General features: G+C 42.1%; 16 protein-coding genes. 8 read left to right on the top strand and 8 right to left on the bottom strand.

Annotation, left to right across the window (positions count from 1 at the left end; translation table 11 throughout):
* Nucleotides 1-11: 11 nt before the first annotated feature.
* Together L2740_RS12695 and L2740_RS12690 are read right to left on the bottom strand one after the other, a co-directional pair.
* Nucleotides 12-1,544: a TerC family protein gene (locus L2740_RS12695; protein WP_248950553.1), complete on the bottom strand. Its 1,533-nt coding sequence runs from the start codon at nt 1,542-1,544 to the stop codon at nt 12-14.
* Nucleotides 1,545-1,759: 215 nt separating this feature from the next.
* Nucleotides 1,760-2,965, bottom strand: a complete 1,206-nt coding sequence (locus L2740_RS12690; RefSeq protein WP_248950552.1) for a cation:proton antiporter — start codon at nt 2,963-2,965, stop codon at nt 1,760-1,762.
* Nucleotides 2,966-3,135: 170 nt separating this feature from the next.
* Between L2740_RS12690 and L2740_RS12685 the strand changes: the two genes are divergently transcribed.
* Nucleotides 3,136-4,026 carry a universal stress protein gene (locus L2740_RS12685; protein WP_248950551.1) on the top strand — a complete coding sequence of 297 codons (891 nt, stop codon included), beginning with the start codon at nt 3,136-3,138 and terminating at the stop codon, nt 4,024-4,026.
* A 56-nt stretch (nt 4,027-4,082) separates the two neighbouring features.
* Here the strand turns inward: L2740_RS12685 and L2740_RS12680 are convergent, their stop codons facing one another.
* From L2740_RS12680 to L2740_RS12670, 3 genes are all read right to left on the bottom strand, one after another.
* The gene (locus tag L2740_RS12680) at nt 4,083-4,766 is read right to left on the bottom strand and encodes a hypothetical protein (RefSeq protein WP_248950638.1); all 684 of its coding nucleotides are present in this window, start codon (nt 4,764-4,766) and stop codon (nt 4,083-4,085) included.
* Nucleotides 4,767-4,851: 85 nt separating this feature from the next.
* The gene (locus L2740_RS12675; RefSeq protein ID WP_248950550.1) at nt 4,852-6,018 is read right to left on the bottom strand and encodes a BamA/TamA family outer membrane protein; all 1,167 of its coding nucleotides are present in this window, start codon (nt 6,016-6,018) and stop codon (nt 4,852-4,854) included.
* Nucleotides 6,019-6,261: 243 nt separating this feature from the next.
* Nucleotides 6,262-9,465 (bottom strand): HD domain-containing phosphohydrolase, encoded by a 3,204-nt coding sequence (locus tag L2740_RS12670; protein WP_248950549.1) that lies wholly within the window; start codon nt 9,463-9,465, stop codon nt 6,262-6,264.
* Nucleotides 9,466-9,883: 418 nt separating this feature from the next.
* Here L2740_RS12670 and ppnP point away from each other — a divergent pair, with 418 nt between their 5' ends.
* Entirely contained in the window at nt 9,884-10,165 is a 282-nt protein-coding gene (gene ppnP / locus L2740_RS12665; RefSeq protein ID WP_248950548.1) for a pyrimidine/purine nucleoside phosphorylase, read from the top strand.
* Nucleotides 10,166-10,281: 116 nt separating this feature from the next.
* Here the strand turns inward: ppnP and L2740_RS12660 are convergent, their stop codons facing one another.
* Nucleotides 10,282-10,686 carry a hypothetical protein gene (locus tag L2740_RS12660; RefSeq protein WP_248950547.1) on the bottom strand — a complete coding sequence of 135 codons (405 nt, stop codon included), beginning with the start codon at nt 10,684-10,686 and terminating at the stop codon, nt 10,282-10,284.
* A 243-nt stretch (nt 10,687-10,929) separates the two neighbouring features.
* Here L2740_RS12660 and L2740_RS12655 point away from each other — a divergent pair, with 243 nt between their 5' ends.
* Nucleotides 10,930-11,178 carry a hypothetical protein gene (locus L2740_RS12655; protein ID WP_248950546.1) on the top strand — a complete coding sequence of 83 codons (249 nt, stop codon included), beginning with the start codon at nt 10,930-10,932 and terminating at the stop codon, nt 11,176-11,178.
* 59 nt (nt 11,179-11,237) lie between these two features.
* Here L2740_RS12655 and L2740_RS12650 read toward each other — a convergent pair whose 3' ends face one another.
* A complete protein-coding gene (locus tag L2740_RS12650; RefSeq protein WP_248950545.1) occupies nt 11,238-12,233 on the bottom strand; it encodes a tetratricopeptide repeat protein in 996 nt (331 codons plus the stop codon).
* Nucleotides 12,234-12,343: 110 nt separating this feature from the next.
* Here L2740_RS12650 and L2740_RS12645 point away from each other — a divergent pair, with 110 nt between their 5' ends.
* Together L2740_RS12645 and L2740_RS12640 are read left to right on the top strand one after the other, a co-directional pair.
* The gene (locus tag L2740_RS12645) at nt 12,344-13,336 is read left to right on the top strand and encodes a hypothetical protein (RefSeq protein ID WP_248950544.1); all 993 of its coding nucleotides are present in this window, start codon (nt 12,344-12,346) and stop codon (nt 13,334-13,336) included.
* Nucleotides 13,337-13,661: 325 nt separating this feature from the next.
* Nucleotides 13,662-14,018 carry a hypothetical protein gene (locus L2740_RS12640; protein ID WP_248950543.1) on the top strand — a complete coding sequence of 119 codons (357 nt, stop codon included), beginning with the start codon at nt 13,662-13,664 and terminating at the stop codon, nt 14,016-14,018.
* Nucleotides 14,019-14,135: 117 nt separating this feature from the next.
* Here L2740_RS12640 and L2740_RS12635 read toward each other — a convergent pair whose 3' ends face one another.
* A complete protein-coding gene (locus L2740_RS12635; protein WP_248950542.1) occupies nt 14,136-15,761 on the bottom strand; it encodes a BCCT family transporter in 1,626 nt (541 codons plus the stop codon).
* Nucleotides 15,762-17,057: 1,296 nt separating this feature from the next.
* Here L2740_RS12635 and L2740_RS12630 point away from each other — a divergent pair.
* The 3 genes from L2740_RS12630 (at nt 17,058) to L2740_RS12620 (ending at nt 20,567) form a co-directional block, all read left to right on the top strand.
* Complete coding sequence (locus tag L2740_RS12630; protein WP_248950541.1) at nt 17,058-19,208, top strand: bifunctional 2',3'-cyclic-nucleotide 2'-phosphodiesterase/3'-nucleotidase; 2,151 nt, start codon at nt 17,058-17,060, stop codon at nt 19,206-19,208.
* Between the two features lie 215 nt (nt 19,209-19,423).
* A complete protein-coding gene (locus L2740_RS12625; protein ID WP_248950540.1) occupies nt 19,424-19,996 on the top strand; it encodes a hypothetical protein in 573 nt (190 codons plus the stop codon).
* 10 nt (nt 19,997-20,006) lie between these two features.
* The gene (locus tag L2740_RS12620; RefSeq protein WP_248950539.1) at nt 20,007-20,567 is read left to right on the top strand and encodes a hypothetical protein; all 561 of its coding nucleotides are present in this window, start codon (nt 20,007-20,009) and stop codon (nt 20,565-20,567) included.
* The last annotated feature ends 647 nt before the right edge of the window (nt 20,568-21,214 follow it).

The following is a 21,214-nucleotide window of genomic DNA, read 5'->3' as shown; positions in this document are numbered from 1 at the left end:
TTTCAAACCAGTTAATTAACCGGTAAGTGACTCACCTTAACCAAAGACACTTTAAACTCGTCAGCCTCAACGATTTCAAACTTCAGCTTTGCAAATTCAATCACATCACTGACTTTAGGGATGGTTGAATTCAGCGCCAACAATAAGCCGGCAACGGTAATGTATTCCTGCTGCTTATCAATTAAGCCGATAGTCTCTAAGCGGTACTCTAAGTCATGTAATGAAGTTGAACCTTTTACTAGCCAACCGTCATTACATACGCTGATCTCTGGTGTTTCACCAATATCAGGGAACTCACCCACTATCGACTCGAGTAAGTCGTGTAGGGTCACGATACCTTGAATACTACCGAATTCATCAGCCAAGACCGCCATGCCCGCTCTCGACTCTCTAAAGCCATCAAGTAAACGAATAACGTTAATGCTATCTGGCACAATGTACGCAGGAAAAGCGGCTGCGATATCCGCTAAGTTTTCACCCGCTTCAATGCCCAACAGCAAGTCTTTGCTGCGCACGATACCAATTAAGTTATCAAGTGAACCTGTGCACACAGGGAAGATCTGGTGACGACTGTTTTTGATCGTCTGTTTAATCTTATCGTTACTATCTTCAGTGTTTAACCATACGGTTTCACTTCTTTGAGTCATTACCGTACGCACATTTCGCTCAGATAATGATAATACGCCCGTGACCATCTCACGCTCTGCATCACCAAAACTTACCGGAGTAGGCTCAGCATCTTCATCGTCATCATGTTGGTTGTAATGCTTACTGCCCATCAGTCTGAAAATCGCTTCAGTGGTGCGCTGACGCAGTGGCACACGCTCTGCGTGCTTCGCATGACTTGAGCTAATCATCTGGTTAAACATCTCAATCAGTAATGAGAAACCAATCGCCGCGTATAAATATCCTTTAGGAATATGGAACCCAAAACCTTCAGCGACCAAGATAAAGCCAATCATCAATAGGAAGCTTAAACACAGCACGATAACCGTAGGATGCGCGTTAACAAAGTTAGTGATCGACTTAGAGGCTAATAGCATCACAATCATCGACACAATAACCGCAATCATCATCACAGCTAAGCTATCAACCATACCCACAGCAGTAATAATTGAGTCTAATGAGAATACCGCATCTAGGGCTAAGATCTGCGCGATAATCACACCAAAGCTGGCATAAACATTAGCGCCTTGCTGTTGATTGATATCGCCTTCAAAACGCTCATGTAATTCATGAGTCGCTTTAAATAACAGGAACAAACCACCAATGATTAAAATCAGATCTCGGGTAGAGAAACTTAAATCATAAATACTAAATAGCGGCTGGGTTAGCGTCACGAGCCAAGAAACAATGCTCAGCAATCCAAGGCGCATAATTAGCGCTAAAGACAAGCCGATTGTTCTGGCTTTATCGCGCTGCTCTGGCGGTAGTTTTTTAACTAAAATAGCAATGAAAACAAGGTTATCGATACCTAAAACGATCTCGATAATAATAAGGGTAATTAAGCCAATCCATATTTGTGGTTCAAGCAAAAATTCCATCGTGTGTTTTATCTTCCACAACTGAGATCATTGTTCAATGTCATCACTCAGCTCGGTCAATAGCTCCAAAATATTACGCATTAATAAAAGTTAAGCGCATTTATATTGGAGATTTCTCAAAAACGATAATTAATTAAATTTTATCTTTGCTAAATCAAAGTAAAAGCGACTACAAATTGGTGCAGAAAACTCAAGCGCCTCGGCAGATATTAAGCTTAACTCTCTTGTGTATTGGGCAGCTTTTTCAAGCTCCATTTTAGTAGCATAGGGCCAATTAACGTGGTGATGGCAATTATCACCACCAGCTCAGTAAAAAGCTTGCTATCGATAATATTCATTTGCAGCCCAAGCTCAGCAAACACCAACCCCACCTCACCTCGAGGCACCATAGCGCTGCCAACCACCATTTTCGTTCGCCATGCTGCGGCAGCAAACCAGCCAGCAATTAACTTACTGAAAATAGCTAATATCGATAACCAAACCAGCAGTAAAATACCGCCTAAGCTGTAATCAAGCTGACTTAAATCAAGGCTAATGCCGACATAGACAAAAAAGATCGGTGCAAATACATCAACTAAGGCTTGAGTCGACTGCTCCATTTTGTGAGTAAAACTAAAAGGGTTAACTAAATAGTGGTTAATCGGTGACACAAATTGCCGACTTAAGGCCATACCTACCGCAAAGCCGCCCAATAATGCAGGCGCGCCAAACGCGTGTGCAAGCCAAGCAAAGAAGCAAATAAGCACCATGGCAATAATCACTTCATAGCCTGACTTATCTGCCACTGGTTTTAGCGCTTTAGCAATATACAGTAAGGCCCGCGCTAAAGGAGGCGCTAAAAATAGGAACAAACCAACCTTGCCGATGAGTAACAAGGTACTGGGAATGTCTAACGCTCCCTGACTAGCAAAATTAAACAACACACTAAGCAAAATCACTCCGGCAATATCATCGATTACCGCCGCCCCCAAAATAATATTACCTACCGGGGTTTGCCCTTGCTTGGCTTGATTGAGCACCCGCAAAGAGATGCCGATACTCGTGGCCGTTAATGCACAGCCCAAATAGATTGCAGTAAACAGCGAGTCAGTGAGATAAAGAGCACTACTGACCCCAATAACAATCGCAGGCGCTAAGATCCCTACCGCAGCGACTTTGGCAGCTCGGCCACCCGCTTGATGCAAACGTTTAATGGATGTTTCACAGCCAATGGAAAACAGCAGCAAGATCACGCCGAGTTCGGCAAGTACAGCAAGAGTAGGATGAGGGAGAACAAGATTAAACAATGTTGGGCCTAATACCAGCCCAGCCAGTATTTCGCCAACAACAGCTGGCAGCCCGAAATACTTAAACAGGCTACCAAATAGTTTACCAAAAAAGAGAATCAAACATAGCGAGAGAATAAATTGGTCAGCGGCCATATACGTCTCGAAACCACTAGTGATACTGTATAAATCTTGTTCTTTTTTATGATAAAGATCAAGGACTAAATAACCAATTTTGTTAATCTGATACCAATCAGAATAAAGATTTTCTCGCTCAAATTCTTATGCTGATTGGTATCAATCTCAACAATCTTGAGGGTGTACTCATGGATAGAATGTTTATCATTTCACAAAAGCATCAAGCCAAAAGCGATGTTATTAGTGCTGGGGTGTTGCTCGCTAACCAATTAGGTTTAAGTCCGGAGGTGATGAGCTATTGCTACGAATCCTTCAGCGGAGATGCTTACTATAATCCCCGTATCGCAGCGTCAGTGCGGCTGCAAATATTGAACGAGGCAGAAAACGCCGCGCAAACAGAGTTAACCCAGCTCAATGCAGGGCAAGTTCCACATAATACGATTTGGTGTAAAAACCTCAGTGAGCATGCTTGCGCTCAGGTTAACGCTGATGAATACGCCATGATGCTCAAATCCTTAGCCGAGCCAGAGCACTTTCAACCTGAAGATTGGCAGCTCATCCGCAATACCCAAGTGCCCTTAATGCTGATGAGTAACAACCTACTCAATAAAGCTAAATCTATTTTAATGGCAGTAGACTTAGACAGTGATAATCCTGAAAAGCAAAAATTAAATACAGCGGTTATTAATCAAGCTAAGTCGCTTGCTAAAGCAACAGGAGCGGAACTACACCTAGGCTTTGTGATCCAATTACCTAAAGTGTTACGCGATATGGATGTACTCGATACTCATTACTTAGTCAAAGAGTCTTACCAAAGACACAAGCAAGAGCTAGAGAAAATAGGCTTAGCACCTGACAATATTCATATATTAGTCGGTGAAGCCGACCTTTGCCTATTTGAACTCAGTTGTCGCTTAAAAGCAGAGTATATCGTGATGGGGGTGCGGCAACACAAAGGCATTCTTGGGCAAATTATTGGTAATACCGCAGAATCAATATTGCAGCGACTCAGAAGCAATATACTTGTGGTTCCCAAAGTAAAACTAAGCGATAACCACACACTTTCTAGCTTAGTTTAATCTAACTCACCTAATAAGGGTCAGCAAAGTTACGCTTAGCAGACCCTTTTATTATCTCAACTGCCGTTCTCATCGCAAGATGAAGTGTACTGGTTCAACTCAATCAGACCGCGTAAGATAATGCCGTGATAGCGAGCTTGAACCAGCTGATAATCCAACTCTGGGGCAAAATAGTAAGTCACTTCCTCAGCCCCTGTTTGCTCAACGGGGATCAAAGTTAACTTCCCCCAAGGTGCGATTTCTTTACTCCTCGCGTCTTGCACATAATATTGATACGGTTCTATCGCATCCGATGCTTGGCGGATTAAGCGAAACTGCTGCCGACCTTGCATTAGAAACTCTCGCATTTGAATGGCTAACGTATCAACGTCACGCAGCGGAGTGTCCTCAGAACGATAGCTGTCTAGCTCACCATCAACATCCACTTCAGATTCAAGCCCATTGGCGCTAAAACTAGCATGCATATCGCGAGCTCGAAAGCCGCTAACCTTTTGATGGAACTTTTGCGTAAGCCATTGATTAAGCTCGTTTGACCAAGCTAGCTCTGCCCGCTGCTGATACTGAGTGCCAATGCCCAAAATACTGGCTTTGCTGATGGAATTAACCACCGCGGTTTTACCTTGCCAAGTTTCAGTGCGGCTCATGCTTCCGGTATGGATGCCACTAAGATAAATATCATACTCAGCATGGCGACTGCACTGCACAGACGTTTGCGCCTGTGCATTTTGTGTGACTGGCATCTGTGCAGCACCGGCAACACTCGATACCAACAACAATAATAAGCTGATGCAGCAATAAGCCATTGTGATCAAAGTTGCTTGCATACTAGAAAACTTCGTTCACATTCAAATAGAAGTTAGTTTCGTTTTCACCTACACCAATATCGAGGCGTAAATTGATATTATCTTTGATTTTAAAACGGAAACCTGTGCCGTAAGACGTCAGCAACTCTTCATTTAAGTCGCTCATCTTATCAGCCACGCTGCCCACTCCGCCCCAAAATACCATACCGTAGCGTTGGAAAATCGGCAGACGATATTCAACTTGGCCCATCATCATCTGCTTGTCGCGGTAACGGCCTTTAATGTAGCCGCGCATGGCACCAGAACCACCTAAATCAGGCAGCATGTTCCAAGGCACATCGCCGTCGGTAAAGTGACCTTGTACTTGCCATGCAATCAAACCAGGCGCATTACTAAGCAAAGAGGTTTGGCTTAGGTCGATATAATTTGCTAGCTCAACATCGTAAGTTGAAAACGATGAATATTCGCTGTTGTGATAAAGCCCAGCATCGATTTGAAATAACCAACCTTGGGTGGCATTTAAGCGGTAATCACGCGAGTCATAAATACTGGTTAGCTTTACACCCGTGCTAAAATTATTTGGTAAAATATCGCTAGAATCAACTGGCAAACCAGTTTCAACTAGCTCTAATTTTTCTGCGCTAGCGTAGGTTAGGTCAGCGCCGAGGCCCAGAAAATAGTTGTCAGCGACTTCTGTCATATAAACAGGTTTAAAACTATAAACTTGCTCTTCAAATTCATGATGGTTAGCGTCTATATTGCCCTGCTCAATCCCTTGACCATAGTAAACCGCAGCTTCGTTATGCAGCTCTAAGCCAAGTTGCAAACGCTGTTTACCCCCGTTGAAAAAGGTCATATTTTCAACTTCAACACCGTAAGAATTATTCATCGATACAAACGAGTTAAGTACGATAGATGAAGGCTGTTCTTCACTTGATGAACCATCAGTTTTATATAGACCAACCATCAGCAAACCCACACCAAACTTCTTTTCTGGTGTGTAATACGCGGTAGGTAAATAGCTCATATCGATAGCTTTGCTTTGGTCAAACTCACCGTCTGCGCCAAATACAGACAGGATGTCATCAATCCAAGTCGGCTGCATATCTTTTGGCGTTTCAAAAAGTGGCTCAACTGCAGCAGCTTGATTAGAAAGTGCCAACAGGGTTAACAATAAAATCCGTTTCATAAATGCTCGAATTAATAGTGAAGAATAATGGGGTGTTGTAGGCGATATGCTGTGAAAGAAACGTGATGCCTCTGGCCACAAAGACAGCTGATGGCTCTAGCCGCAAATCGCCGAGCGCGCATTCTACCACTTGAGCCATATTCAACAATGACTTTTTTTGATTAAGGAGTGAACAAGCCATCTAAGAATAAAGCCGCAGTCAATCTAAGATAAACCACGGCATTTTGATCTCAATAAGTCACCCTAAGCAGTTTTATCCATAGCTTTACAGTTTAGGTACTTTGCAATATCCACATCATTTATCTGCGCCGGATCGAGAAACTTATTGGCATACTCTAGATAGATCCCACTGGATAAAAACAGCTTAAAGAGATCCATATCGAGGTGCTCATCGAGTGCCATCTTATACAAGATATCAATCGCAACACTTAGCGGTTTCGCCTTTTTATAAGGCCTATCAGCAGCGGTTAATGCCTCAAAGATATCCGCTATCACCAAGATCCGCTCAGGGATCGATAAGTCCTCAGCACTGAGTTTACGTGGGTATCCGGTACCTTTTAAGGTTTCATGGTGAGTCGATGCGTAACGTGGCACCCGCGCTAGCTCTGGTGGGAACGGCAGATTCTCTAGCATCTTAATCGTGCTAGTAATATGCTCATTGATCTTAAATCGATCTTCTGCGGTCAAAGTGCCACGTGAGATCGACAGGTTATACAGCTCACCTAAATTATATTGATCCTTAGGTATGGTCATCTTAATACCAAACTTAGGATCAAAGTTCACTTCACTGATACGTTTAATAATATGCTCAGGTTTATCCCGTAACAGCTGTTCAGTTACCGGATAAACTTCAGCATTAAGGCGCTCGCTCAAATTAAGCTCTTCAACTGGCGATAAACCGAGCCTGTCATCGAAGTGGCGCTGCCAAGTGATACTCGCGAGCTCGTCTAACCTGTCTTTAGACTCTTGCCCCATGAACTCACCACCGATATTGGCAGTAGCAATAAACTCAAAGTCTTGAGTTAACTGCTGTTGCTTGCTGGCAAGCAATGCACGATAACCTGCTTCGTTATCTGTATCCGACGCGATTTGCTGTAAACAAGTTATTTCAGCGTCACGCCACAGCACCTCAAAGCGCATGCGTATTTCATGAATACGATTGTAAACCGCCTCAAGCTTAGTCCCTTTATCGACAATATATTCTGGCGTAGTGATTTTACCGCAGTCGTGTAGCCAAGCAGCGATCCTAAACTCACGATGCTCATCGAGTGAGTTAAACTTAAAGTCTTTAAATGGCCCAGCTTGCGACTTTTCAGCTGCAGCAACCAGCATGAGTCCAAGTTCAGGCACTCGATTACAATGTCCTGCGGTATATGGAGATTTATCATCGATCGCTTGTGCAATTAGCTTAATAAACGACTCCATTAACTCTTTTTGATTTTCTTCATACTCTCTAATTGAGCTCGACATCTCCATCATCGAATGAGCCAGTTCATCAAGCTCGGTAATATTAGAATCCACTTTAATGACATCGTCATACTGACGATTTTTAATCTTGTTATTTTCTTTTTCTAATAACTTAATTGGTCGAATAATTGGCGATGAGAAAACCCAAGAAACGGGGAAAATCAGTAATAAGCATAAACTGGTGAACAAAATGGATTGCTGCACTTTATCGACACTCGCCGCCAACAGCTCTTGGGCTGGCACGACAATAGCAAAGTATTCTTGGCTCCCCGCTGAACTCCCACCAAAAGGGGTCACATACAGAAACTCTTTAACACCATTGATCTCACGCTGCACTAATTTACGCTGTTTGCTGGGGGCTTTCGCAAGCTCAATTAGCTCAGCAAAAGGTACAGTGCCTTTGGTGGTTAAGTCTTGTTTCTTACCACTAGCAAACCATTTAGCACTCAATGCCTGTTTTTGCTCAGCGGTAATATTGGCTAAAGCTAAGTTAATTATCTCAATTAGCTCAGCGTCATGTTTAGCAAGCACAATGTGCAAGCCGGTTTCGACTTTCAGCGGTGCGAAACCAACCTGCTCATGGTATTGAATATTCTCAACAAAAAATTGCTTGGCGGTGTAATGCAAAATAATGCTGTTATCTAGCGCAGCATAAACTTCCCCCTCTTCCACTGCGTGCAACACGGCATAGGTTGAAGCCATTTCAACCACCTCTATTTGTGGGTAGTTAGTTTTAATGACCTCAACAATTGACCAACCTTTTGGTATGGCGAGCTGCTTACCAAACAGTTGCTCTATATGGGTTATTGGCGCCAGGTCTGGCTGAGTCACTATGGCATAAGGTAGTTCAACAAACGGATCGCTAAACTGACCGAGTAAGCGTGTTTCATCGGTTTTAATCACCGAGTGCAACATCGCGAGTTCTTGTTTTTTAAACTTTTCGGTTAGTTCAACCCAGCTAAAACCATTGATATACCTAAGCTCTAACCCTGTCATATCAGCCACTAGGTTGAGTAAATCGATACTGTACCCTTGAGGCATGCCTGAGATGGCAAAATCAATGGGCGCCCAATCAGTCTCGTTCGACACCTTTAATGGTTCAGTTCTCGCGATCAGATCCCGTTGCTTCGCTGTTAACGATAATGGCTGCGATGCAGGAATATTAATTGTTGTCTGCTGCACTTGGTTAGACGCAATGAGCTCACCACTTTGCTTATAGAGATATATCTTTTTATCGCTAGCAGCATTGCCATCTTTTCCTTGCATTACTAAGTAATCAGAAAGCGTTGATAAAGCAATATCTAAGGCTAATACCGCGCCCGTTTCAGCTAATTTAATTGAATAAGTTTGCCCGGGAGATTGTAGATGCTGAAATAAATAAGGTTCAGTTTTAGAAACTGTTTGTTGGTTAGCATTAATAAACCAAGGTCTCACTCTAGCATCATATTCACTGGGCTCACTACGTTTAACCCTCAAGGTAAATTGGTCGTCAAAATAAGACTGGGTTCGCTGCCTTAGCTCTCCCTCACCGTGGATCTCAATCATTACCCAACGGTCAAGATGAGAGGCATTGAGTTGCTTTCTGATAATAGGATGCGCATCGAGATTAATTAATTCGTAAAAATCACCATTGGGTGTGCCAATATATAACGCATAAAACAGTGTATTTGTGCGCATGATTTCGGCAAATACACGCCGAGTTTCAAGGTTTACGCCACCATTTATTGATAGTGCATCGAGGTTAGAAAGTAAGTGAACGGCATTAACCGCTTGATTGTCGACTTGCGTTAAATAGCTGCTGGTATTTTTAGCTGTAAGATCATAAAGCTTCACCGCAGAATCCGTTGCCATTGCTTTACTAAAATAATACTGCAAACCTATGGCAATGGCGGCGGTTAGCACAGTTGCTAGAATAAAGATCCCCACCACGGTCACTCGAATAGTGAATCGCTTTTTGCGCTTATTAACCATGGCGTCCATAAAGTCTCTGCTCCGTCTTTCTATCCTTGAAAAAACATCTTATTACAAGCGAGTAACAAGTCAACATAGCGCATTAGCATTACACTTTGAATTTAATGTAAAAATATCCTTTTCAACAATAGAACAATTGTCTATTTCTACGGTTTTAGATAAAGCCTTTTGCCTTAGAACTATTTACAACTTTTTCGCCCACAATAAAGGTAACAGCTAGGGGATCACACTCAATAAGATTTATCTGTTATATAAAAAAATTTCTTTATCAAATGTCGCCTTTGCAACACATTGCTTAGTTTCATATCAGTCACCGCCTAGAGAGTATTGTTGTGCAGTAGCAAGTGATACTATCCCGCCGTTGAATGATGAGCCCTAAACTCACTCTGTTTAGCCTTGTTCAACGCTCTTATCACGAGGAATTATAATGTTAGCGGTTAATGAATATTTTGAAGGTCAGGTTAAGTCTATTTCTTTCGCTGGTGCAGATAAACCAGCCTCGGTAGGCGTAATGGAAGCAGGTGATTATGAGTTTGGCACTGCTGCACCTGAAGTAATGCAAGTGATCTCAGGCGCACTAACTGTATTGTTACCTGGGCAAACTGAATGGCAAACCTTTAACGCTGGTGAGCAGTTTAACGTAATTGGCGATGCAAAGTTTCAAGTAAAAGTAGCGACTCAAACCGCTTACCTTTGTATTTACGGTTAATAACGCATAAACCGTAAAGCAAAAAACCATCCGCTTTGACATTTATGTCTGGTGGATGGTTTTCCGGATATTCAGTTCCCTAATAGCTATCAATGTTGGCGGCTATTAAATGATGATTACTCTACCCACATTACTAATTCGCCGGCAGTTTTCAGGCCATACTGTCTTTTAGTGAGCTCGCCTGAAGCATCAAATAATAATAACTCTGCCGAATCAGCACGGTGTTGGCGGATCAACTTATCGCCCTCAGGCGTGCCAGTTGTTGCTATCAAAAAATATACCGAGTCACCGAGGTAATCACGGGCTTCATTCATCTGCTCAGTTTGGCTGTTGCTCATCGCCAAACCATTATCATAAACAAAAACGATAGCAGGCTTACCTGTACCTATCTCTTCATGGGTTGCCTTAAAGCCTTTTGGCATAACCATAACTAAAGCCACAAACAGCGCCACAATAGAAGCCACAACACCAAAAGCAATCAAAGGTTTGCGGCGAGATGAATTTGAATTAGCAGTATTCAAAACAATAAATCCTTATTTAAACCACAAAAAATAGACAACAAATCGGCTCATCATAATTAGCCAACCTGAGGCCTAGATTAAAATCATCAGTTAATTGCCGAGTTAGTTAACGAAATTATTTCTCAAACAGGTTTGACAGCGTTGTCATAAGATGTATAAATATTAACCTCTAAAGGGTAAAGGAGTACCTTTAGTTATATAGGTAGATTTATCTAACTAATCAAATTAAAGGATTTAATACAAATGAAATCTTCAAAATCATTCATCTCCACCATTTTTGTATCGTCCCTGCTAATTGCAAGTTCCGCATTTGCCGGAACAACGGTGTATAGCAACCTCACTTATGGTTATTCAAAAGCAAATGCAAGCAATAACGCAATTAGTTCGCTAAAAGCACAATACCCTGGCGTCAAAAATATTAGTATTCAATACTGCCAACAAACTTATGTTGGTCCTGGATGGGCATGTAAGGCTGTTGGCACGAGTATCTAAATCTCGATCAGTGAGTACTAGATGTACTCACTAATTTAACATCACAAGCCTTATCTAACCTAAAGGTTACACTGCTTAAATTGACTCGTACTGCATTGTTTACTCAATGCCTGCGCTTTAACTAATTGTTGTGGATTCAGTTTAGCAGCAATAAATTCGAGCCGTTGCTTAGCCATGGCATTACCTTGACCAGCCGCCGCATCTAACCAAACATAGATTTTGATAAAATCCGCCTCGCCATTCATACCGTTATATTCACTGGTGGCTAAATCAACTTGGGCTTCAGCCAAGCCTAAGCTCGCTGCGCGCTCAAGCCAAGTTTCAGCTTTCACTGCATCGACCTTCCCAAATGTGCCATCAATATACATCATGCCAATTTGGTGCATTGCGGGCGCAAACTCACGCTCCGCACTTACTTGGTACCATTTAAATGCCTGAGCAGGCTGGTGATAGTGCTCTAGATAGATCTTACCTAATACATATGGCGCTTCGCTGTGGCCATTATTGCTGCTGAGCGTTAACCAATGCTGTGCCGCCTTTAAATCAACTACATCACCTAAGCCTTGAAAATGCATCAAACCCAGCATAAATTGAGCATCGACTTGATGCCTAGGATATTGCGGGTCAACAGCTTGGCTGGCCAACTGCTGATACCAATAACGCGCCAACTCATAATTTGGCTTGCCGACTCGACCTCCACGATACATTTCAGCAAGTGAGTATTGTGCTTCGGGCATGCCTTGATGCGCTGCCTTACGGTAATACACCATGGCTCGCACAAAATCTTGCTCAACCAATATGCCTTTGGCATAGAGATAAGCTAAATTGGTTAGCGCATCAACATCGCCCGCGGCGGCATTATCGATACATTTTTGGCTAATTTGCTCAGCTAATCCATCTGCCGCATAGTTACACCAAGGGTCGAATAGCTCTCGAGTATTAACAGTAGTATTATCTTGCGTAGGCTGACTGCTGCAGCCAATAAGGGCAACACTAACCATCAAAGCAATAAATAAACGCTCACTAAGCTGACAAAAACTAATAACTGCTGGCATAACCACTCCATTGTAAAAATACTGACTAACAACTAGGTCTAAATATCAGACTTATATAAACTGTCACACAAGCTAATTCTCTGAGCACAATCGTAAATATTGGAGTCACAATGCCCATTCGTGGAAAGAATGAACTAATGCAGTACATAGCAGCTAACGATTTCGAATGGCTAAAAGCCAATGACGCCGCAAATCATTTCGACTGTATCTATGAGGATGAGCAAGGCATCGCCATCATAGATAAGCTCAGAGGTGCTGGAGTGTTCAGTGATGAGGATATTTTCCTGCAGTTATATTACGCCAAAGAACAGCATATGCACGACTGGAACGAACAAGAGTGGAGCGGCAAAACAGCTGCACTATTCAGTATTCTTGAGCGTTACCCAAGGGACGGTAGCCTAACCATTGCCGATGCACCTGTGGGGCCTTGCTATGACATGGTTTATCAGATTAGCAACGACTTTTTCTTGCCTATGATAAAGCGCTTGGTAGAACTTGGCTGCGAATTAGATCAGAACGACTTTTTAGAACATGTGTACGATGGCAATGACGACCCAGAATATCAACTATATGATTTTTTAACCGGCCATTATCAAAGGTTTTCTCCACAAGCATTAACCACAACCTGCGCGGCGATACTCAGCCATGAAGCCGATGAAATCGAACTTGAAAATAGAAATCAGCAAATAGTCAGCAACATACTCGCTAAAGGTGCGGACTTAAACTGCAGCGTCAACGACAACAGCTGCGTAGCAGACTTCGGCTCACTCTTTGCAGCGGTGTTTGCCATTGCGCCTCAGATGTTAGATTCACACCCACATATTGCTAAAGACTACCTTCCAAATGAAACTGCATTAGCAGATATCAATTGGCAATATGTGATATTGGAAAACAATTTTGGGCCAACGCACCTAGAGGCACTCTCTAAGCTAGTCGCCAAAGGTGCTAAATTGCCATTAGCAGAAATAGCTGAAAATATAGAGGACATTTGGCAATACCTGAATGAGAGAGTCGTCGAGTACAACTCAACAGACGCGGCTGAACACCTAAGCGAGTTCGACCTAATGGCGTATGCAAAAGCCGTTAGAGCAATGGCTAAATAACGCTTCAACCACAAAGTGAAGCTTATACTAATCCATGTAAGCTTCACGCCAGCTTCAGCCTAAGCTGCTCAGAATAGTTAATTAGCCAGCAAGATCCCATTGTCGACCGACAAAGATGCACCCAAGTCTCATTTATTAAATCAACAGCGAAATCTAGCAAATTGACAGCTTATCAAGGGGAACTATTCTTAGCCCTGTGCGCTCATACTCATTACTCGCACAAAATAAGCATTTAAAATACCGCTATTAGAAATGAAATCAGGCATTCGACTTAATGCGAGATAACAAATCTTGTTTGGGTGCACAATTAATGAGGCTAAATTGAATGAATACATTGAGTAAACTATTAATCGGTTCAACCATTAGCATTGCAGCATTGAGCGGCGTAGCACAAGCTGGTGATCTAATTTGCAAGGTCAAAGGCAGTGATGATGTGGTAATGAAGAATATTGAGATCCTTCGTTCAAACGAATCTCTAGTAAAAATTGATGGCAGCTACAAATCACCAGTTATGAGCAACATCTACCGTATCGATGGTGTTGATGGCCAAGACATCAGCGAAACTCCAACCTATATCGCCTATGGCCAATACCCACTGGCTGATCACGAATTGCTTGCAACGGTTCAGGTAGCCGACCAATCAGCCTTTACTGGTATGTGCACAGTAACGGAAGAGATGTGATCATAAAAAAGCCCCAATACAATTAAGTAAAGGGGCTTAAGATTCAAATCTGAGTAGTTCTAAGCTACATCAGCAAGCAGGCACCAAGAAAGTTCAGCAAAAGTCGTTAACACCAAATTAGCGAGATGACTTTACCTGCGCAGTATTATGCGCGAGCTTACCAAACTGCTGCTCCGCCATTAATTTAGCCATTTTCGGGGCATGCCACAGGGTTGGTAGCAACACAAACGACACCGGCACAGCTGTTATCACAATAAACGACTGCAAGGCAGAAATGCCGCCTGCTCCCATCGCAATCAAAGCGATAGCCACTAAGCCCATCAATACGCCCCAAAATGCACGCATCGCGCCACTTGGCTCTGTCGAGCCGCTGACAACCACACTAATGGTGTAAGTCATCGAGTCACCCGTGGTAACAATAAAGGTGGTAGTTAAGATCAAAAACAGTATCGCAATCAGAGTCGGCATAGGTAGCTGCGAAGTAATAGCTAACAACACCCCTGGTAAGTTAAAGCCTTCAAATGCATCGGCCATTACGCCAGGATTGGTCAGCTCAAAAGCAAGCCCTGATCCCCCCACCACGCTAAACCAGAAACAAGTTATCAAGGGTGCAACCAAAGAGATCGACAAGATCAGTTGACGAATGCTACGGCCACGCGAAATACGCGCAATAAAGATAGCCATCATAGGGCCATAACCTAAAAACCAGCCCCAGAAAAATACCGTCCACCAACTTAACCAGTCAGCGTCACCGCGATAGAGCGACATAGGCACAAAGTTATTTACCATTCTCGCCATGCCTTGCATATAGCCATCAACAATGAAGCTCGTTGGACCAAATAGCAGAATGAAGATAATCAAGGCCGCAGCTAAAATAATGTTATAGCGACTAATTATCTGGATACCACGGCTTAAGCCACTTAATGCCGACAAGGTATACATGGCAATCGCAAACACCACCACTAAACTCTGGGTCATCAAGGTGTCTTGCACGCCAAACAAAGCGTTGAGTGCGTAACTAATTTGTAAACCAAGAAAGCCAATAGGGCCGATGGTTCCAGCGGCCACCGCAATAATACAGAAGGTATCAGTCAACGTACCAATCCAGCCATTCAGCGCTCTATCACCAAATATTGGGTACAGTAAGGTACGAGGTTGTAATGGCAAGCCTTTATCATAGTGCAGGTGCATCAATACGATTGCCGCCAAGGTGCCTAATATCGCCCAAGCTAAAAAGCCCCAGTGCAGGAATGACTGTGATAATGCATTGATTGCCAAATGGCGACCTTCTGCTTCACCATAAAATGGTGGTGAAGAGACAAAGTGTGCAATCGGTTCAGCAGCGGCCCAAAATACGCCACCGCCGGCTAATAAGGTACAGAGAATAATCGCCAACCATTTAAAGGTATCCATTTCTGGCGTGGCACGATTACCTAAAATAACATCGCCAGTTCTGGCAAAGGCTAAGTAGAGACCAATAACAAAGTTAGCCAGCAGTAAAACCTGCCAAAACGGGCCAAACCATAGGGTCACTTTTGAGAATCCAACTTGAATCACGTTGGACAGAGCGGAAGTATCGAATACAGCAAGTAGAACAAATAGAACGAGAAAGCCGCCACTTAACCAGAGCACAGGGCTGGCAAAGGCGTTTAAGTTAGATGGATCGCTGCGCTCTGGTGGATGAGCCGCAAGATAATTTTCATCCGTTGATTTACGATCGACAGATTGTGTCAAATTCGACATGTAGTGTTCACTTTTTTCGTCGTCAGCATCAAATTCGTCTACAGTTTCGGCAGTGAATTTCACCCTGAGTCGGTGAGTTTTCCTCGGCTATTGCAAAGACTTATAGCAACTTTGTAAAGGTTGAGGCCGTAAAAGGGGCGATATTTTAACACATACGAAAGTAGGAATAAAATCAACACAACTAACATGAAAGTATTAGCCAACATTAGATATTAGTGAATTATTTCAGTTTAAGATTCAATTCAAGCATTTAATGCGATTATTGGCATTGCAGTATTACAAGGATAAATAATCACTAGACCGAGATATACGCTAAACGTGCAACGCGATAAATAATCGCCAAAATAACTGTATGAGCAACTAGCTAGAGCTGTCAGGCCAAGCGACAATAACCGCCGTAGCATGCTTAGCTGTAGAAATTAACCTTCCTACCAAAATATGCGAAACAACTTAATTTCAACCTAATGACTTTCAACAAATGTTCATCTAGATAAGCTAAACCTTTAAATGAGTAAGTTTACCCATGTTGCATTTAGTTTAATTTTTAACTAAAAAGGTTAAAAAGTAGATCTTATTTCAATTCATCAAAATTATTATTACCAAAAACAAATTCTTGACAAGGCATAAATAAATTTAATTTTTTAATCAGATTTGAATTATTTTGATCATTTGGCATATCCAAGGTACATAATGAGTAAACCTGCCATTCAACTAATGGCCAAAATATAATCCATAGAAATATAAACATCCTCAAAATTACAACAGCCCGCAAAAAACACAACCAGTGTATCCAATCAAGATATTGTTTTTAATAAAAATAAACACAAGTCACCCCAAAGCGTTCTACACAAAGAACTATCCCATTCTTTTGTATACATAATCCCAAGCAATTACCCACTGAAACATTTGCAACATCTGTTACCAAACACCGCAAAAAATCACTGAAAAATGCAAAAAAAAACTACTAACCTGTAATTAAATCGCAGAGTTCAAGGTTATTAAAGTGCGGGGGAGTTATCTTTGGTAGTTTTTTATCGTTCCACATACCGTATATTTTTAACTTTATTACTTAAACCTCTACGACCACCAACATAAGTATTAAAAAGTATTATTAACAGTTTCCAACTGACATATATTGTTCACTTTACTTCCTCATTAATTTTAATTAATTTAGCCGCGAATTTAATAGTATCAAGAACAACTAGCAATATTTCCGACATCACTTAAGTCCCCTATAAAACCTTAAGTGCTGGTATTAATTTTAATTAAAAATAAAAAATGATTATGGGAGTAAATATGAAATTGAGTACTAAAAAGCTTCTGCTTGTTTCAAGCATTGCTGCAGCATTGGTAGGTTGTAATAGTTCTGATGACGATAACAACAATGTCAACGACAGTACTATTAGCGTACGTCTAATGGAAACCACTGATATCCACACCAACGTGATGCCATACAACTACTTTGTTAGCCAAGAAGTTAATGAAACAACATTACCTGAATGGGGCTTAGCACGTACATCATTGGTTATCGCTGCGACTCGTGACGAAGTAGAAAACAGCATGCTGTTTGATAACGGTGACTTAATCCAAGGTAGTCCAATGGGCGACTATATGGCGTCACTGGGTACTGAGCACGTTAAAGACAATACTCACCCTGTTTATAAAGCAATGAACGAATTGCAGTACGACGCGGCGAACTTAGGTAACCATGAGTTTAACTATGGCCTAGATTACCTAGATGAATCACTAAAAGGCTCTGACTTCCCATATGTAAGCGCTAACGTATGGAAAGTGGATGACTCGCTAGAAAAAGTAAGCAATGCAGCAGAAGAGTGTGAAGTGCGCATTACTGAAGAGTTCTATGAAACAGCGGAACATAAATATAATCCATACGTGATCTTAGATCGTGAATTTAAGAGCAGCAACGGTGAATCTTATATCGTTAAAGTGGGTGTTATCGGCTTTACTCCACCAAACATTATGGGCTGGGATGCATCATTACTAAAATGTAATGTGATGGTATCTGACATTAAGAAAACAGCTGAATACTATGTGCCTAAGATGAAAGCTAAAGGCGCAGATATTATTGTGGCTATTCCTCACTCAGGTCTAAACGACAATGACAATGAGTTTGCCGAAAACGCTACATTACACCTTGCCTATGTTGATGACATCGATGCCATCATGTTTGGTCACGATCACCGTGAATTCCCAAATACCACAGGTGAATACGGCGAAATCGAAGGTGTTGATGCAGAGCTTGGTTTAATCAATGGTATCCCTGCCGTTATGCCTGGTTTCTGGGGCGCTAAGCTAGGTGTGATTGACCTAACACTAACAACTAAAGATAACGGCGAAAGCTGGAGCGTTGATCATACCAAATCAACTTCAGAGCTACGCTCACTCGTACCAAATAGCTCTGACAAAATCATCGAAGACTTAGTGGCCGATGAGCACCAAGGCACGATTGATTACATGTCTACACCTATTGCTGCAATCGATGTGAACATGAACAGTTTCTTCCCACAAGTGGTACCGGATCTATCTATCCAAGTGGTTAACGAAGCACAGCTGCATCAGTTAATGAAGTGGAAAGAGGCGGGTGAATTTAAAGACGCCGCTGAAGACGCTATCTTCTTGTCAGTTTCAGCACCGTTCAAGTCTGGTCGTAACGGTCCACAAGACTTCACCAACATTCAAGAAGGTGAGTTAACTAACGCCTCTGTTGCTGATATCTATGTATTTGATAACAACACCCCAGCGGTATTAAAAATGACTGGTTCAGATATGAAGAACTGGATCGAATGGGTTAACTCAAACGCGTACAACAGCCTACCGTTAGCAACCGATGAACGCTTCCTAAATGAATCATTCCCAGGCTACAACTTTGACGTATTCTTCGGTGGCTTCAACCAAGCTGGTGAAGGTTTACTTAAGTACACAGTTAACGTTGAAAAAGAGTCAAAGTACATCAACATTAATGGCTTTGAATATGAAACAACGACTAACGAGCAGATTGACAGCCTAACTTATAACGGCGTTGAAATTGCTGATGACGCAGAAATCTACGTGATCACTAACAACTACCGTGCATCTAACGTGAAAATGCCAGGTGTTGATAAAGCAGTGCTTGTTAAAGAAGAAGCCGCATTCAACAACCGTGAATTAGTGCAGTACTACTTAGAAGACTCGCTAGCTGACCACCAAGGTGATGCATCATTAGCATTCCCGAATGCGGAAGTGTTCAAGCTAGTCGCGCCAACCACTGATAGCGTTTGGTTTGCATCAGCAACTTTAGATGAAGCATTCCGCTGTGTAGACAACGGCATCACAGGCCTTTCAACTGAGAAAGTAGAAGAGACTAAAGCTGGCACTAAAGGCTTTACTAAGTTCCACTTTAACTTTGACTACAGCGGCGAGTTTAACTGCGCGGCTAAAGCTAAGTAACTCAAACTCAATGAGGCAAAGCGCTTAAACTGAGTAAGTTTACAGCGTAAACAACAATCCCTACTTAGCAATAAGTAGGGATTTTTTATGTTCGCAAGCAAACTACAGCCTAAAACAGCAGAGTTGAGAGATTTATTTAGATCGAGCTAGTTGCGTAGTAAGATAACCTCCCAAAAGTCATAGCCGCTTAAATTATTAAAAACATGGAGTTAGTCTTGAGCGAATACTTCTTTGCTAGAGAAAATGTCGGTATCGCCTGTTATGTTTTTGCTGATGAATATATCGATGCGGTACCTGTCGACTCATTTACTTTTCCCGCAGCGCCGGTACCTTTAGTCATCCAATATGATTCTGAAGAGGGCTGCAGCGTACCTGACGTATTTGAAATGCCAGCATTTTCGCTACGCAAAAGCATTTTTAACACGCTCGACCTGCAAGCTATTGCAGGTACTAACTGGGTAGATATTGATTTAGTCCACAACGGCAATCATGAGTTCGTCATGCTACAAGTTGCCAATCACCTAAAAGCAATAGATAGAGTCAATAGCGATATCAAGCGCTACCGCAAGGACGACGACGGCGATGAGATGATTAGCGGTATTCGTCGGCTACACATCGACCAGAAAGCATTACAACAAGTCGAGTTAGCACAACGGCTGATATTTATTGATCCCGCTTGGTACAAGCAGGTGTTTTTTCACAAATCAGTGGTCGAGCAACTGACTAAGCTCAAGTTAACTGGCGTGGAGTTTATTCCAGCTGAAGGCTATTCAGATTTTGGAGGCTAAAGCTAACAACATGAGTGATTACTTTTTTATAAGAGAGAACCAGCCGACACCAATCTATGAAGTCGCAGAAGAGTTTGAAGAGGCGGCATTTAGCACTCGATTTACCTATCCAAGTGCGCCAGTGCCCGTTATAGCCACTCATAAACCAGAACAAGAGTACGCAATTGCCGATATTCTACTTGAGCCAGAATTTGCGATATCTCAACGCTTGTTTGATTCGCTAGCACTTGAGCCGCTATATGGCAGCAACTGGATCCCACTCAAGTTATTCGATCAAGGCGAACACGATTTCATGATGCTGCAACTCGCCCATGAAATCGATGTAATTTGCCATGAGCAGAGCGTATTTAAACGCTTTAAACGTGGCTACATTAGTGGCATGAAAACACTGGTTATCGATACCGACAAGCTGGCGCAGATCCCGCTATACAAAAGACAGATGTTTCGCGATAGCGCTTGGGGTTTTCATACGTTTTTTCATAAAGATATTGTCGATCAGATCATGCGCCACTCACCAACGGGCATCGAGTTTGTAGCGATTGAAAACTTTAACCAAGCTTGGGCCGGTTAGCTATGTATATTGCATTTAACTAATAGATTATCGATGAACTACCTGAGCATTGGTTAGCAGACAAAGACCTTTGGCAGATATTGGTGTCATTGCGATTAGATAAGATTTAGAGCCTATTTACTCCGGCTCTACTTGTGCTTTGTTGCTTAGGCTCTGCATATTTGAAAATTCCTTCAGATTTGGTTAGGTTGAAAAAGCAGCAAAATTAACGCGTATTCTATTTTGCACAAACATAAAGAATCACCAATAACTAAGGAGAATTCATTATGATCTACTTGCTAGAGCTAATAAGACGTTTATTGTATGGCTAACCCATTTAGAATGGCGGCTTAGCACTTAATATTGCTTATGCAGGGTTGCTTTAACAAGCAGCCTTTTTTAGCAAAGTGCTATTGAACACCATAACCTTAATAGAGATTTAATTAAGAGTGATTCAGTGAATCTCCCTCCTAGAAAGCTAAAACTAAAGTTTAGCCACCCATAGATAATCAAGAACTTATCAACATATCTTAATAAGTGCGACTTATTAGTAGTAATCAGCATTCACTTTTTCTATACCGAAAAGATAAAAATAGCGATGAAGCTATAAAACCCATGGTTCGAGGGGGAAATGGTAAGATTTAGACGAAAGAAGTCTGCATAGACGA

This window comes from Shewanella pneumatophori (assembly GCF_023283895.1).
Classification (GTDB): domain Bacteria; phylum Pseudomonadota; class Gammaproteobacteria; order Enterobacterales; family Shewanellaceae; genus Shewanella; species Shewanella pneumatophori.
This window is presented reverse-complemented; position numbering and strand designations above follow the sequence as displayed.